The organism is Psychrobacter sp. ANT_H56B (assembly GCF_008369245.1).
Lineage (GTDB): Bacteria > Pseudomonadota > Gammaproteobacteria > Pseudomonadales > Moraxellaceae > Psychrobacter > Psychrobacter cryohalolentis.
This window is the reverse complement of sequence record NZ_VOBF01000008.1, coordinates 1-15,030: the sequence shown is the minus strand read 5'-3', so window position 1 is coordinate 15,030 and position 15,030 is coordinate 1. Positions and strand designations below refer to the sequence as shown.

The following is a 15,030-nucleotide window of genomic DNA, read 5'->3' as shown; positions in this document are numbered from 1 at the left end:
TAAGAGATCGTGGATTATGATTGGATTGATTAATGGACAGGTGCAATACTTAATGGCACCGACTGCCTGTATCATGACCACCTCTGGTGTTGGCTATGATATTGAGCTACCATTGCCGTCATTTTGCCAATTGCGTCTTAATGAGCAGGCGAGCATTTGGACGCATTTTCATGTGCGTGAAGATGCGCAGCTGCTTTATGGCTTTATCGATCGTAAAGAGCGCGATGTTTTTCGCCAGCTAATTAAAATCAATGGTGTTGGGGCAAAAATGGCATTAGCAATGCTATCTGCAATGTCAGCTGCTGAGCTGAAAATGCATGTCGAGCAAGACTCAGAATCGGCATTGACACGTATCCCAGGTATCGGCAAAAAGACAGCGCAGCGTTTATTAATTGAGCTAAAAGATAAGCTGAAAAATATCGAAGTCGACAGCAGCAATTTAGAATTTGCTATGCAGCCGGTACCAATATCTGCTGAAGGAAGTATCATTGCTGAAGTTGAAGGCGCATTGATTAGCTTGGGCTACAAAGAAAAAGAAGCTCAGCAAGCTATTAAGGCGGCAAAAAGTAATGGCGAGACATTTGCAGATACACAGAGTTTGTTAAAAGCTACCTTGCAGCAATTTCAAAGTTTTAAATAAGAGTATCTTTCAACACAACATTAATTAAAAAAACAGCGATTGAAAATAAGCGACATTAGATGTCGCTTATTTTCGTTTTAACACCTGCTTTATCATGTTTCGCATGACTTATGAGCAGCGTTTGGTTATGCTATTTATTACCTAATCTTATTAAAAATAATGCTTTAAGCATAATGGCAAAAACTATGATGCAAGATCGTTTGATTAATCCGCTAGAAGGGGCGTCAGATGCCCCTGATGCCAATATTCGACCAGCATTATTGGCGGAATATATCGGTCAGCCCGTCGTACGCGAGCAGATGGAAGTCTTTATTCAAGCGGCACGGGCGCGTGATGAAGCGTTGGATCATACACTCATCTTTGGACCACCAGGCTTAGGAAAAACGACCCTTGCCAATATTATTGCTCGCGAGATGGGTGGCAATCTACGTTCTACTTCAGGGCCTGTCCTTGAGCGCGCTGGCGATTTGGCAGCGATGCTGACCAATTTGGAAGCTGGTGATGTCCTATTTATTGATGAGATTCACCGCTTAAGTCCGGTAATTGAAGAAATTCTTTATCCAGCGATGGAGGATTTTCAGCTGGATATCATGATTGGTGAAGGACCAGCAGCACGCTCTATTAAGCTTGATTTGCCGCCATTCACTTTGGTCGCAGCAACCACCCGAGCCGGATTATTAACGTCACCATTGAGAGATCGCTTTGGTATCGTGCAGCGACTAGAGTTTTATAATATTGCTGATTTAACCACCATTGTCAGTCGTGCCGCGCGGTTGATGCGCGTGCCAATGAGTGAGGATGGGGCCGTTGAAATTGCGCGCCGTGCACGTGGTACGCCAAGGATTGCCAACCGTCTATTACGACGTGTACGTGATTATGCTCAGGTCAGAGGCGATGGCAGTATTAATGGCGCAATTGCTGGTAGTGCGCTCGATATGCTCGCAGTCGATAGACGTGGTCTCGATCATTTGGATAGACGTTATATTGAGATATTGCACGAGCGTTTTGACGGTGGACCTGCCGGCGTTGAAGCGGTGGCAGCAGCGATGGCTGAAGACCGCGGTACGTTAGAGGATGTGATTGAGCCATACCTTATCCAACAAGGCTATGTACTTCGGACTGCACGTGGTCGAGTATTAACGCAGATGGCGATTGATCAGATGTTATAAGGTTAGCCTAAAAAAATGTGCCTATATTTAATATTCTAATTAAATGTAGGCACATTTTTTTTGCTTTATTTTTTTATAGTATCTATTAAATAGTGGATGAAGGCTCAAGCCAAACGCTTACGCCTATCTGTTTTTAATAAGTACTTGTTATTGTTAGAAGTCTTTTAGTCAAAGCTATTAACGGTTTAGGCTAGGATACGCCACACGACTGCCAAAATCGCTAAGAGGTAAAAAATAGGTGAGAGCCAACCAATAACTTGTGTTGCAAGGGCTATGAAAATAGTAAAGCCCGCCAGCGCCAACCAATCTCGGCGACGGTCGTTTAGCATATCGGCACGGATCTGTTGAATCTCACGCAGTTGACTGTCTTGACGTGATCCTTGTGAAGCAAGGCTCTGTAAACCTTGATCTAGTAGTCTTGGGATATCAATGGTCGATAATAAAATCTCAGGCAACTGCTGACGCAAGTGTTGTAAATTACGCATCGGATCGAGCTGCTCCTTAATCCAACTGCTTAAGATTGGCTTGGCAAGCGACCAGATATCAAGATTAGGATACAAGTCGCGACCAAGTCCTTCGACATGCACTAAAGTTTTGAGCAGTAGCATCAACTGCGGTGGAATACTCATATGATGGCGGCGGGCGATATCTAATATTTGCATTAATACACCGGCAAAGTCGATATCGTTAATGGATTTTTGTAACATCGGACCGACAGTGCGTTTCATATCACGCATCAATGCATGCTTGTCAGCACTTGGCGGTATCCAGCCAGCTCGACTGACGATATCAACCATCGCTGTAAAGTTGTTATTCATCACGGACAATAACATTCGCGCGACGATAAGCTGATCGTCCTTTGATAAGGTGCCCATGATGGCGCAATCAAGCCCGATATAACGCGGCTCATGTCCTAAGTCCACGGCGGCCATATTTGCAGTCAAGGTATTGACTGGCGGCGTCTCGACAAAAACATTGCCGGGGTGCATATCGGCATGGAAGAAGTTATCACGGAATACTTGGGTAAAAAATATCGTTAAGCCTTTTTCTGCCAGTGCTGCACGGTCATAGCCTAATTGATCAAATACCTCAATTTGCGAGATTGGAACGCCTTGTATACGCTCCATGACCATGACGTTTTTATTGGCATCATAGACTTCTGGCACATACATCAATGCCGAGCCCAAAAAGTTGTTGCGCATCTGTGTTGTATTGTCTGCCTCTAATGTCAAGTCTAACTCGTTGAGCATGACTTGACGGTAGTCTTCAACAATATCGATGATGTGTATGGCACGAGCTGCTTCGATACGCGCCGATGCCCAATTAGCGAGTTCTCGTAGCAATTCAAAATCTGCAATAATGGTCGTGCGAATATCAGGACGAACCACTTTGACTACCACTTCACGCCCATCATGCAGCGCAGCGGTATGTACTTGGGCAATAGAAGCAGCTGCTAGAGGCTTGACGTCAAAACGCGCAAATAAAGAGCCAATAGATTGACCGAGACCGTGTTTAGGGTCTTGGATTTGCGCAATCGCGATATTAGAATCGAAAGATTTGACTTTATCCTGTAATTGGATAAGTTGCGCAATAATCTCAGGTGGCACGAGATCACGGCGGGTCGAGAGTAATTGTCCAAGCTTTAAAAATAGAGTCCCCATATCTTCAAGCGCGTATTTAATCGCATTAGGCTGATGCTTTTTGCCCCACGCGGCTGGATGTATACGGATTAAACGCACCAAAGGCTGTAGTTGCGGCGCCTCTTCGACAGAAAAATGGGTGTCAATACGATAGGTGGCGGCGATACGCCATAGCTCAAGTAAACGGGCGCGATGGGATAATAGCATGTGATATAAGTACTCTAGATAAAGTCAAAAATAAGGTAGGCGTTGTAGAAAAGGCGATTATCTACTATGAGTTAAACGTGCTTGCTCATCTTTGATGGCGGTCAATCTGGCTTCTTCACGCTCGACATCGGCGCGCAGTTGCAGTAATTGTTGCTTAAGCTCATTTACTTCTGCTGCTTCGGTAGGGTCAGAAGCAACATTGCCTGCCACATCATTTGCCCAATCGCTGACATCATTAAAAGCGCGTTTGGCGCTATGACGCCAGCTGCCTTTAAGCTGTGATATTAGTAGATGCAATTGGCTCGCCATCGATTTACCAATAAATGGTTCAAGTTGTCCCGCAACATCAGGATCAAAGCCTGCAACCAATTGATTGAGTTGCATAAGTACTTTGTAATCGCCCTCAATAGGCAAGTTGCCTTCTGTACCGCGCATGAGATTCAGTAGCTGGGCAGGATTATCAACGGTAATAATACAATCTGGGCGGCTATGACCAAGACGCGCACGATCCATACTGGCTTTTTGACGCTCCTTCATAGCGCCACTTTGCTCAAACACACTTTCAGTCGTCACTGGCTCAAAACGCAAGCGCTCTTCAGTGAACAGCACATCTAAATTCACCTCAGGCGTGCCCATGTTGAGACGCAGCACTTTGCCAGCAAGTGGCGCTAAACCCGCTTTGGTAATCTCATCACTGGCAATAGCCATATTAATCAGCTTTTCAGCACCGGCCAAAAGTAGAACAGTCAGCATAAGGCTCTCGCATAGTCAGTTGAGCGCCTTAAAAGAGCGCATTATTTATAAATATAAGCTGCCATCATTTTACATAATGGCATTTTTATCGCTATGTATTGTAATTTAAAACTTAATCTTATGCTTTAAAGCCGCGATGTACCGCGACGATACCAGCTGTCAGATTATGATAATCACAATTTTCAAAGCCTGCTTGCTCCATCATCTGCTTTAGTGTCTGCTGATCAGGATGCATACGAATCGATTCAGCTAAATATTTATAGCTTTCTGAATCGTTAGCAACCAGCTTACCCATCATCGGTAGCGCTGTGAATGAATATAAATCATAGGCTTTTGATAATGGCTCAAAAATAGGTTTTGAGAACTCTAGTATTAATAAGCGACCACCTGGCTTAAGCACGCGGTACATCGATTTTAATGCAGCATCTTTATCTGTAACGTTACGTAGACCAAAGCTGATGGTCAGCAGATCAAAGCTATTATCATCAAATGGCGCTAGGGTTTCAGCGTTCGCCAAAACAAAATCGACATTATTACAGCCAGCATTAATCAAGCGCTCACGACCAACTTCTAGCATTGCCGCATTGATATCAGACAACACGACTTTACCGTTGCGACCGACTTCACGGCTAAAGACTTTGGCTAAATCACCTGTACCGCCAGCGATATCTAATACATGTTGACCGGCACGCACGCCAGATAAGCTGATGGCATAACGCTTCCACAAGCGATGAATACCAAATGACATCAAGTCATTCATGATGTCGTATTTTTTGGCGACAGAGGTAAATACATCAGCCACACGCGCTTGTTTTTCTGCTTTATTAACGGTCTTATAGCCAAAATGGGTTTCTTCATGACCATCAGTATCAGACGTATGTGGATTATTGATATCGTCACGCTGGTTAAAAAGCGTTTGCTTAGGGGCTTGAGTATTTGTCTGTGCAGCGTCATTTACAGTGCTATTTTGGGCGTGGTTTTCAGTATTAGCATTTGGCATAGTGGTTTGTTGCCCTTGTGGCGTTCCTATAGGTAAATCTTCAACATGAGTAAAGTCATTGTTAATAACGTTATTAACACTTGTGGCGGTATTTTGACGTGCTTTTACTTGAGCGGTAATATTTTGGTTATGAGTGATACTGTCTTGAACCAATTTATCTTGTATACGGCCATCAGTAGTCGTTTTATTATTTACATGATCAGTCATCGTGGTGTCCTATGATTTATTTTTATGCTTGTTTTTAGTCAGATAAAATACTAATAGTTGTTGAGACAATAGCGCTTATCATACAGCAAACGCAGCGGGCTTACCGTCATTATCCATGGCATGAACTTCATCAATAACTTCAAGCTCGCGCGCGCAAAACGGTTCAATAAAGCTGCTCACACTTTTTAATGGTTTCATGGCTTTAAAGCCTGAATCGATAAAATCATAAAGCGGCTGAAAGTTATAGCGATACGCGGTGCCTTTAGCCATCGCAAAAGCTTTTTTGAGCATAAATGAATTCAAGTCTTTGTCAGTACGATAGCAAACATCTTTTAAGTTATTAATCTGTACACGGCGCTCATCAGCTTCATCAACCGTACGGTAAGCGAGTAGCATGTTTTCTTCATTGACGGCTAACTCTTGTTCGAGTAACCACTGCGCCAAATGCAAGTCGAGCTCAATCGCCAATATTGACGCTTGAATGCCCATGCTACCAGCTTCTAAAGATGACTCTTTGGCAAGACGCTCAAGTTTCTTGGCTTTAGGGAGGATGCGCCCTAATTGTTCTGCCAGTACTTTAAATTCATCACCACCGTACAGCTGCGTTAAAAAATAATCTGCCATTAGCTGGTTTTTTGGTTGCTCAAACAGCATGCTATGCGTACGCTTGATACGGGCTTGTTGCCATGATTGCACTTCATTAAGTTTCTTATTCAATGCAGCGTCTTCATGATGTGGCAGCGCCCAAAAGCGGTCAAGGTGCTGTTGTAAGTTGGCTAAAGCAGACATGGCAGGTCATCCTATAAAAATAATAATAGTCATCAAGTTGATAATAAAAGCTGGATAATAAGGGGGCTGGTTAGCGCTAAGTTTTCTACTTATAGGCAGCTATTAAACCATGCTCTCAAGATTTTGTTCACCTTAAAAGAAAATAAGACAGAATACAAATGCCAAACTGTTACATATAAAGATTGCACAGCGCTTTCAGGTAGTCAATTTATAAGACTTTATAACACAAATTACATAGCCACGTTATTTACTGAAAGGGCGCAGTGCTATGATAAAACAACTTAGCTATTTTAGACGATTATTTTAAACCAGTTATTTGATAAGACTATAGCGAGCATAAACATGAGCAAAAAAAAGAATAAAACAGATAAGTCAGCTGAAAATGTGAGCGCGCCATTTAACGAGCAAGTCGTCGAGCAGCGTCTTATGCCCAACCCTTTAAGCAAATTTTCAATGGATGAAGATGCGCTGCGATTGGCATTGGTTACAGCCCAGTTCGCTCTGCGTGCGACGCGCCAGCCAGAATCACCGAGTACTGATAAAGCCATTGGGCTATTAGTATTAGTCAATGGTATGGAGCAGGCAGGTAAGGGGACGGCGGTAACGCAATTGCGCCAGTGGGTCGATCCGCGCCTGCTTAAGGTAGAAGCGACCATTGGTTATTGTCCTTTAGCACACCAACCGATTTGGCAGACGCATACCAAAGCCATGCCGCGCCACGGTGATGTGATGGTATATTTTGGCAACTGGTATGCAGATTTATTGTATAACGTGATGCGCATGGCAAGTGCAGAGAGCGAAAAGTCAGAAAAAAATAAGAAGAATAGGGATATTGAAGCGTTACCAATTGGTCAATGGCAAGACTATTTACGCCAGCAGCTAACGGAATTGCAAGCTTTTGAGCAAGACCTTGTGGCAAATCAAACGCAGCTACTAAAGTGCTGGTTTCATGTCGATATCGAGACTTTGCAGGCGAGGCTTAATGATGACGAGCCAGATCCAAAATTTCTGTACCAAATTGATTGGCATGATATGACGATAGTGGCTAAGTTCAATGAAGTTGCTGCCGAATTATTACGCCAGCAAGGCGATTGGATTATCATCGATGGCGCAGATAAATCGCAAGCAGCCATACATTTTTGTCATGAAGTCTTACATGCGATGCAAAAAGCCTTAGTTAGCAGCCGAGTAGAAAACAGTGCAGAATCAGATCAAGCACAAGATTCAAAGGATACTCATAATAATCAAATAGAGTATCAGTCAATAAAGTTTGAGCGAGTAAAAATACCTAAGGTACTTACTGATATCGAAGATTCAGATATTGATAAATCTGACTACAATGATGCATTGGCTAAGAAGCAGGTACGCTTGGCAGAACTGTTACGTGCGCGTCAAGGTCAGCATGTGGTGTTTGCCTTTGAAGGTATGGATGCAGCAGGAAAGGGCGGCGCTATTAAAAGACTGGTGGCGCCACTAGATCCACGCGAATATCAAATTTATAATATTGGCGCGCCCATGTTATATGAGCTACAGCATCCTTATTTGTGGCGTTTTTGGCAAAAGCTTCCGAACGAGCAGACAGACCGCATCAGCCGTGTTGGTATTTTTGATCGTACTTGGTATGGGCGTGTCTTGGTAGAGCGTATCGAAGGCTTTGCGACGGATGATGAATGGCAGCGCGCTTATGATGAAATCAATCGCTTTGAAGCTGCCTTGGCAGCGTCAGGTACTTTGGTCATCAAGTACTGGCTGGCAATAGATAAAAAAGAGCAGCTTAAGCGTTTTGAGGAACGTGAAGAAACTGCATACAAACAATTTAAATTGACCGACGACGATTGGCGTAACCGTGATAAATGGTCAGATTATGTACAATCGGCGGCTGATATGCTGGCACGTACGGATACTAAGAACGCCCCTTGGTGTGTGATTGCTAATAATGACAAGCGCCAAGCACGTTTAGAGGTGTTAGACCACGCTATCGAGCAGCTATCCGCGTTGCTTGCTGCCAGCTAAGTCATAAAGTGCTACATAGATAAGTTTTCTTAAAGCCTTGGAACGAGTAGCAAATGCTAAGCGGAAATTATTTATCTTATAGAAGCACTTTTAATCCTATTCTTAAGCAGCTACCTATTCATTTATAGCTATTAATTTCCGCTGTTATCACTTGAATTGACTATGGCAATTCAAGTGTATGTTGGCTAAAAATAACCCTATAACGTCTGATCTAAAGTATATATTTCTTAAATCTTATATTCACAGTTACAAATCTTGTAATATCATCATGCATTATGCGTCTATATTTAATATAATAGGCGCGTAATGAGCGTTGCTATCTATTAAAATAGCTTGGTCTTCTGTTTATTTGTCTTTAATATCAATGTATTATTCACGATAAATAGCTTGTATAGAAGAACGCTATTATCATAAAAACGTAAGCCGCAAGATGCTTTAATCAGACGATTTGGCAATACCACTTGCGGCTTTATGACATTTTACTTAGGCGTTTTATCTTAGTTTCTGATTGTCGTTAAGCTCAATTGCTTATTTGCAAATGGCTATAACCGCTAAGATAAGATAATAAGGAAGGTGTCAAAGCATTGAGGCAGCTGTCTCAACAAAGTATTCTAAAATTGTATTTCAAATAACCACGTTGCGCGCATGTTATTGTATTTTTGGGTGATAATAATCACATCATTAATAGCTGCGTAATGTCATCATTTGTCAATAATTTCAATCAGCTTACGCAGGACGTATCAACGTATGGGTATTAGCAGCAGCTCTACAGAACCAACAAAATCAGTCGGCTCTATGAGAATCAATCTATTTTTTGCCATTTTAATGATTGGAATGACCGCCTACTTTTTGTGGTGGGGTCTAGATTACACCATGCACCAGCAGACGACGCTATTTATTGTCGCCACTGCTTTTGGTGTTTTTATGGCATTCAATATCGGCGGTAATGATGTCGCCAACTCTTTTGGTACCTCAGTCGGTGCAGGGACCTTAACCATCCCACAAGCGCTAGGTATCGCGGCGATATTTGAAGTATCAGGCGCCGTGCTGGCAGGCGGTGAAGTAACCGATACGATTCGAAGCGGCATTGTCGATTTAGATGGTCTTTCAGTAACGCCCAACCAGTTCATTTATGTCATGCTTTCAGCGCTCATCGCTGCTGCATTTTGGCTGTTGTTTGCCACCAAAAAAGGTCTGCCGGTTTCCACCACACACGCGATTATTGGCGGCGTAGTTGGTAGCTCAATTGTATTGGGTATCACCTTAGGTGGTACTGAAATGGCATTGTCGACAGTGAATTGGGGCAAGATTGGCACGATCGCCATCTCTTGGGTTTTGTCACCGCTACTAGGCGGCGTTTTGTCTTATCTGTTATATGGACAGATTAAGAAAAACATCATTGAGTATAATGATAAAACAGAGGCGCATATTGCTACTCTGAAAGACAGTAAAAAGACGTTAAAGCTGACGCACAAAGAGTACTTGGATGGTTTAACCGAGTCTGAGCAGTTGTCTTATACGTCAGCGATGTTGCGTGACCAAGAAATCTATAAAGATGATGATTGCGTCGTTGAAGATTTAGAGACGAATTATTACAAAGAACTTTATGAGATTGAAAACGAGCGCAGCAACCTTGATACCTTAAAAGCACTCAAGCAATGGGTGCCTATTATTGCGGCTGCAGGCGGCGCAGTCATGGCCTCTTTGGTCATCTTCAAAGGTCTAAAAAACGTCAATAATGGTATGACGACGTTGCAAGGCTTTTTAATTATGGGGATGATCGCAGCATTAGTATGGCTTGCGACTTATATTTATACTAAGAGTATCCGCGGTAAGCACAAAGAAGATTTGACCAAAGCCACGTTTATTATGTTTAGCTGGATGCAAGTCTTTACTGCATCAGCGTTTGCCTTTAGTCATGGTTCTAACGATATTGCCAACGCTGTTGGTCCATTTGCAGCGATTATGGATGTTATCCGTACCAATAGTATTTCAACAGAAGCAGCAGTACCACCTGCTGTGATGTTAACCTTTGGTGTGGCATTGATTGTCGGTCTTTGGTTCATCGGTAAAGAAGTGATTCAGACTGTCGGTACCAATTTGGCAAAAATGCATCCTGCTTCTGGTTTCTCAGCTGAGTTGGCTGCAGCTGCGGTTGTGATGGGTGCGTCGACGATGGGCCTACCAGTATCGAGCACGCATACCTTGGTCGGTGCTGTACTTGGCATTGGTATCGTCAATAGAGATACCAACTGGGCGCTGATGAAGCCAATTGGTTTGGCATGGATTATTACCCTTCCTGCAGCAGCAAGTATGTCTGCAATCAGTTATATAGTGCTGATAAATATCTTTTAAAAGTTGAAATCAAAGTCATTTAATTTTTTATTAATACAAATAAAAAACGCTTATCGATATCATATCGGTAAGCGTTTTTTTATAGAAAAATATAGGTGTCATCTATATATTAGTCAGTACCAAACTGCTTACGCTTCTTAGCAAAGAAGCGGTCTAAGCGATCCATAGCATCTTCTAAGTCGTGTAAGTTAGGTAAAAACACCAAGCGGAAATGGTCGTTTTTATCCCAGTTAAACCCTGTGCCTTGTACCATTAATACGTTTTCTTCTAACAATAAATCCATCATAAACTGCATGTCATCTTTGATAGGGTAAATCTCAGGATCCATCTTTGGAAAGCAGTAAAACGCACCTTGTGGCATGGTACAAGAGATACCTTTTATCGCATTAAGACGTGTCACTGCCAACTCGCGCTGCTTATATAAGCGCCCTTTTTTAGACGTTAGGTCCTTCATGCTTTGATAGCCACCCATCGCTGTCTGAATCGCATATTGTCCTTGAACGTTAGAACACAGACGCATAGATGCAAGCATATCTAAACCTTCGATAAAGTCAGCCGCATGTTCTTTACGACCTGAAACCATCATCCAACCAGCACGAAAGCCTGCGATACGATGTGATTTTGATAAACCATTATAGGACAACACCAGTACTTCATCGGTCAAAGTGCTCATCGGCGTATGTTCCATATCATCATAGAGAATACGGTCATAAATCTCATCCGCCATGATGATTAAGTCATGCTCTTTTGCGACCTCGACGATTTGCAGTAGTACTTCATCACTGTACAGCGCGCCTGTCGGATTATTGGGATTAATAACTACGATGCCTTTGGTTTTGCTGGTGATTTTAGATTTGATGTCTTCAATATCAGGATGCCAGTTATCTTCTTCATTACAGCGATAATGTACCGCTGTACCGCCTGCGAGATTGGCAGCTGCCGTCCACAATGGGTAGTCTGGCATCGGAACCAGCACTTCATCGCCATCATTCATCAGCGCTTGCATGGTCATGACAATCAGCTCAGAGACGCCATTACCTAGATAGACATCACGAACATCAACTGCCGATAGCAGTCCCTTTGATTGGTAATATTGCAATACCGCTTTACGCGCTGAAAAAATCCCTTGCGAGTCTGAGTAGCCCGTCGCTTCCGGCAGATTCATCGCCACATCACGCAAAATCTCATGCGGTGCTTCTAAACCAAAAGGAGCAGGGTTGCCGATATTTAGCTTTAAGATACGCTTGCCTTCGGCTTCCATTTTATTGGCAGTTTGCAGCAGAGGACCGCGAATGTCGTAACAGACGTTTTGTAATTTATCGGATTTTTTTATTGAGTTCATAGAGTGACCACTCATCAGGTTATTTGGTGAATTTTTGCGGGGAGTAGAAGAGGTAGTTGTTGTTGGTGTATTCTGACTAGTGCTATGAGCTTGCTCACCTGTATCGACAGCTTTATCGTTATCAGACGATATACTGTCAGAATCGTCATCTGATTTGCTGTCACTTTCAAGCTCACCGCGCAATAAATACCCTTCGCTACAACCTAAGAGTCGCGCAAGGGTAGGTAGCTTAGATGAGACAATCCCATTGGTCCCACGCTCCCAATTAGAGATAGCACCGCGGCTGACTTTAGCGCCAGCAGCAGTCATCGCTTGTGCCAGCTGCTCTGCCGTCATTCCTTTGTCACGGCGCAGCTGTACCAGTCGTTCAGCCTGTGTGCTTTTAGTCTTGTCATCAGCCGTCATTATGTAAGCCTTTTTTGTTTTATGAATCTTTCATTAATCAGATAACGAAATCAACTCTCTTGGATAAGTATTAAGCTAATGCTTTAAAAAAAATACTTTCAATTAACTGTTAATGCAAGATATTATTGCATATAGAAATTAAATGCAAGTTCTTTGTATATTATAGATTTTCACGATGTAAGAAAATCTTGCATTGCAGAGATTTATAATCCATTAAGAGACTTCAGCTCAATAAGAAACGATCTAACTTGTGATTTTTCGATATCAAATTGCCTACAGTATCTGGCACTGCCATTCAATGCAGTAAGTATTCTTGTTATAAACATCTTGAATAATAAGACGCTCGCCAACAGATAAAGCCTATCGTTTTTATAAAAAATAGCGATAAAGCCTCGATAAACCATTACTCACGATAGAGTAGACAATCAGTCATTCCATAAGGATACGTTATGCAAGACAATCAACTGAGCAAAGAAGAAATCAGCCAATTGACCGAGGCTGACTGGAAAGAGCGTTTAAGTGCTGAGGAGTATCATGTGCTGCGCGAGAAGGGCACAGAGCGACCATTTACGGGCGTTTACAATGATATCAATGATAAGGGCATTTATCGCTGTAAAGGCTGCGGTGCTAACTTGTTTGAATCAGACAATAAGTTTGATGCAGGGTGCGGTTGGCCAAGCTTTGATCAAGGTATCGATAATAGCGCCATCGATGAGCACGTCGATGATTCGCTAGGCATGCGCCGTACTGAAGTGACTTGCAGCAATTGCGGCGCGCATTTGGGCCATGTATTCCCTGACGGTCCAAGTGAGACCACTGGCATGCGCTATTGCATCAACTCGTTGTCTATCGATTTAGATAAGTCTGAAGAATAGTGACAGCGGCGTGTAAGCTAACGAAGTAGTAGTAAAGAGAGTAGGGAGTAGTGATATCTCCCTACTTATTATTAATATCACTAAGCTTATTAACCACAGTGTCTAACCTTTGATAGCAAACAAATAACTCATTTAAGGATGAATAATGACTACTATTTATGACTTTAGTGCTGAGCGTATCGACGGAACGACGCAAAATTTCTCTAACTATAAAGATCAAGTGTTGCTAATTGTTAATACCGCAAGCAAGTGTGGCTTTACGCCGCAGTTTGAGGGCTTAGAAGCACTGTATCAGCAATATAAAGATCAAGGTTTGGTAATTATCGGTTTTCCCTGTAATCAATTCGGCAATCAAGATCCTGCTAATAATGATGAAATTGGCGCATTTTGCCAAAAGAATTATGGTGTCAGCTTTCCAATGATGGCAAAAGTCGACGTCAATGGTGGTGATGCTCATCCTGTGTTTGAATGGCTAAAAAATCAAAAAGGCGGGCTTCTCACAGACGGTATCAAATGGAATTTCACCAAGTTTTTAATTGATAGTAAAGGGCAGGTAATTGCTCGTTATGCACCAACGACCAAACCTGAAGCGCTCAAGGCTGATATAGAACAAGCGCTAGCTGCAAAGTAAGTAGTAAAGTGAAAAAGATTAGCTATTCTGCGAAATTATAAAATCAATTAAAACAGATGCTTATAAATTTAATCAAGAAAATAAGCAAAAATCTGTGATAAATATCAAAATAGTGTTTGACAGCCATGTGTAAATCTATATAATACACACCCACAGCAGCAGAGCTTAGTGACAAACTTAGAGCTCAGTTGATGTTGAATAAATTGCTTAGCAATTGTTCGAAGGGTGATTAGCTCAGTTGGTAGAGCGTCTGCCTTACACGCAGAATGTCGGCGGTTCGAATCCGTCATCACCCACCACTATTTAGTATAGCGTTACTCTAAAGTAGTAGGCTAAGTGGTTAAATAAACTAAGTACGACCTAAGCAGCGGTAGTTCAGTTGGTTAGAATACCGGCCTGTCACGCCGGGGGTCGCGGGTTCGAGTCCCGTCCGCTGCGCCATATTTAAAACGAATTTAAACTGTTAAGTTTAAGCAAGTTTCGCCTCAAACATTAGATTGTTTGAGGTTTTTTTGTGTTTGGATTTCATCGCGAAGCCATTATTTATATAGGCTGTATGCTTTTCTTCTGTGATTAGAGCTATATATTACTAGAGCCTTAACATTGTTAGTTAGTGTTGAGTTTTAAGACTTGTTTGGCTATATTTCAAGGTAGATTGACTATTAATCACGAATGGTGTTTACCGATGGTTCAAACATACTGATATTATCTACATCCAGCTTGAACGCGTGTGTAGCAAAACGAGACGTTACTTGAGACTTTCAAAGTCTGACATTAAGCTATGGATGTCTAGCAAATATAAATCAAATCAAAAGTCTAGTTCATATCAATTGATATCTAAACTGCTTAGTTTAAATACTTATCCGCGGCATAAATCTTGGGGCTGTAGTAGATAAGCACTATGCTAGACTGCTTTTATGAAGATAACCCGTTGTAAACTAAGTAAAAAAGTACAGCGACGACTGTTAGAGTTTTTCACGGCTGAAGTAACCGCTAGAACAGCC

The 15,030-nt window shown here is 42.3% G+C and carries 11 protein-coding genes, 2 tRNA genes and 1 pseudogene; 9 read left to right on the top strand and 5 right to left on the bottom strand.

Translation table 11 applies throughout. The features are described 5' to 3' along the window. The first annotated feature begins 16 nt into the window (after positions 1–16). Positions 17–640 (top strand): Holliday junction branch migration protein RuvA, encoded by a 624-nt coding sequence (gene ruvA / locus FQ082_RS09930; RefSeq protein ID WP_149492966.1) that lies wholly within the window; start codon positions 17–19, stop codon positions 638–640. 188 nt (positions 641–828) lie between these two features. After that, positions 829–1,809, top strand: coding sequence for a Holliday junction branch migration DNA helicase RuvB (ruvB, locus tag FQ082_RS09925; RefSeq protein ID WP_041772439.1), 981 nt, complete (start codon positions 829–831; stop codon positions 1,807–1,809). A gap of 185 nt (positions 1,810–1,994) precedes the next feature. Here the strand turns inward: ruvB and FQ082_RS09920 are convergent, their stop codons facing one another. The 4 genes from FQ082_RS09920 to FQ082_RS09905 form a co-directional block, all read right to left on the bottom strand. Continuing rightward, entirely contained in the window at positions 1,995–3,656 is a 1,662-nt protein-coding gene (locus FQ082_RS09920) for an ABC1 kinase family protein (protein ID WP_149492965.1), read from the bottom strand. Between the two features lie 57 nt (positions 3,657–3,713). Beyond that, complete coding sequence (locus FQ082_RS09915; RefSeq protein ID WP_149492964.1) at positions 3,714–4,409, bottom strand: SCP2 domain-containing protein; 696 nt, start codon at positions 4,407–4,409, stop codon at positions 3,714–3,716. Positions 4,410–4,527: 118 nt separating this feature from the next. Next, positions 4,528–5,616 carry a bifunctional demethylmenaquinone methyltransferase/2-methoxy-6-polyprenyl-1,4-benzoquinol methylase UbiE gene (gene ubiE / locus FQ082_RS09910; RefSeq protein ID WP_149492963.1) on the bottom strand — a complete coding sequence of 363 codons (1,089 nt, stop codon included), beginning with the start codon at positions 5,614–5,616 and terminating at the stop codon, positions 4,528–4,530. A gap of 78 nt (positions 5,617–5,694) precedes the next feature. Continuing rightward, complete coding sequence (locus FQ082_RS09905; protein ID WP_149492962.1) at positions 5,695–6,405, bottom strand: FFLEELY motif protein; 711 nt, start codon at positions 6,403–6,405, stop codon at positions 5,695–5,697. A gap of 342 nt (positions 6,406–6,747) precedes the next feature. On the opposite strand from FQ082_RS09905, the gene FQ082_RS09900 reads away from it, so the two are divergent. Both FQ082_RS09900 and FQ082_RS09895 read left to right on the top strand, forming a co-directional pair. After that, entirely contained in the window at positions 6,748–8,418 is a 1,671-nt protein-coding gene (locus FQ082_RS09900; RefSeq protein WP_149492961.1) for an ATPase, read from the top strand. 747 nt (positions 8,419–9,165) lie between these two features. Beyond that, positions 9,166–10,773, top strand: a complete 1,608-nt coding sequence (locus FQ082_RS09895) for an inorganic phosphate transporter (protein WP_011513041.1) — start codon at positions 9,166–9,168, stop codon at positions 10,771–10,773. A gap of 109 nt (positions 10,774–10,882) precedes the next feature. On the opposite strand, the gene FQ082_RS09890 is transcribed toward FQ082_RS09895, so the two are convergent. Then, complete coding sequence (locus FQ082_RS09890) at positions 10,883–12,520, bottom strand: aminotransferase class I/II-fold pyridoxal phosphate-dependent enzyme (RefSeq protein WP_149492960.1); 1,638 nt, start codon at positions 12,518–12,520, stop codon at positions 10,883–10,885. Positions 12,521–12,969: 449 nt separating this feature from the next. Here FQ082_RS09890 and msrB point away from each other — a divergent pair, with 449 nt between their 5' ends. The 5 genes and pseudogenes from msrB to FQ082_RS09865 all read left to right on the top strand — a co-directional run. Then, entirely contained in the window at positions 12,970–13,395 is a 426-nt protein-coding gene (gene msrB / locus FQ082_RS09885; RefSeq protein WP_011513043.1) for a peptide-methionine (R)-S-oxide reductase MsrB, read from the top strand. 145 nt (positions 13,396–13,540) lie between these two features. Beyond that, entirely contained in the window at positions 13,541–14,026 is a 486-nt protein-coding gene (locus FQ082_RS09880) for a glutathione peroxidase (protein WP_149492959.1), read from the top strand. 223 nt (positions 14,027–14,249) lie between these two features. Then, positions 14,250–14,325 (top strand) — tRNA-Val (locus FQ082_RS09875). A 65-nt stretch (positions 14,326–14,390) separates the two neighbouring features. Further along, positions 14,391–14,467 (top strand) — tRNA-Asp (locus FQ082_RS09870). A 476-nt stretch (positions 14,468–14,943) separates the two neighbouring features. Beyond that, positions 14,944–15,030 (top strand): annotated as a pseudogene (locus FQ082_RS09865) (IS1595 family transposase); the annotation flags it as partial.

Coding starts and splice junctions, on each gene's coding strand:
- ruvA (WP_149492966.1), top strand. CDS start 17: ATGATTGGATTGATTAATGGACAGGTGCAATACTTAATGGCACCGACT.
- ruvB (WP_041772439.1), top strand. CDS start 829: ATGCAAGATCGTTTGATTAATCCGCTAGAAGGGGCGTCAGATGCCCCT.
- FQ082_RS09920 (WP_149492965.1), bottom strand. CDS start 3,656: ATGCTATTATCCCATCGCGCCCGTTTACTTGAGCTATGGCGTATCGCC.
- FQ082_RS09915 (WP_149492964.1), bottom strand. CDS start 4,409: ATGCTGACTGTTCTACTTTTGGCCGGTGCTGAAAAGCTGATTAATATG.
- ubiE (WP_149492963.1), bottom strand. CDS start 5,616: ATGACTGATCATGTAAATAATAAAACGACTACTGATGGCCGTATACAA.
- FQ082_RS09905 (WP_149492962.1), bottom strand. CDS start 6,405: ATGTCTGCTTTAGCCAACTTACAACAGCACCTTGACCGCTTTTGGGCG.
- FQ082_RS09900 (WP_149492961.1), top strand. CDS start 6,748: ATGAGCAAAAAAAAGAATAAAACAGATAAGTCAGCTGAAAATGTGAGC.
- FQ082_RS09895 (WP_011513041.1), top strand. CDS start 9,166: ATGGGTATTAGCAGCAGCTCTACAGAACCAACAAAATCAGTCGGCTCT.
- FQ082_RS09890 (WP_149492960.1), bottom strand. CDS start 12,520: ATGACGGCTGATGACAAGACTAAAAGCACACAGGCTGAACGACTGGTA.
- msrB (WP_011513043.1), top strand. CDS start 12,970: ATGCAAGACAATCAACTGAGCAAAGAAGAAATCAGCCAATTGACCGAG.
- FQ082_RS09880 (WP_149492959.1), top strand. CDS start 13,541: ATGACTACTATTTATGACTTTAGTGCTGAGCGTATCGACGGAACGACG.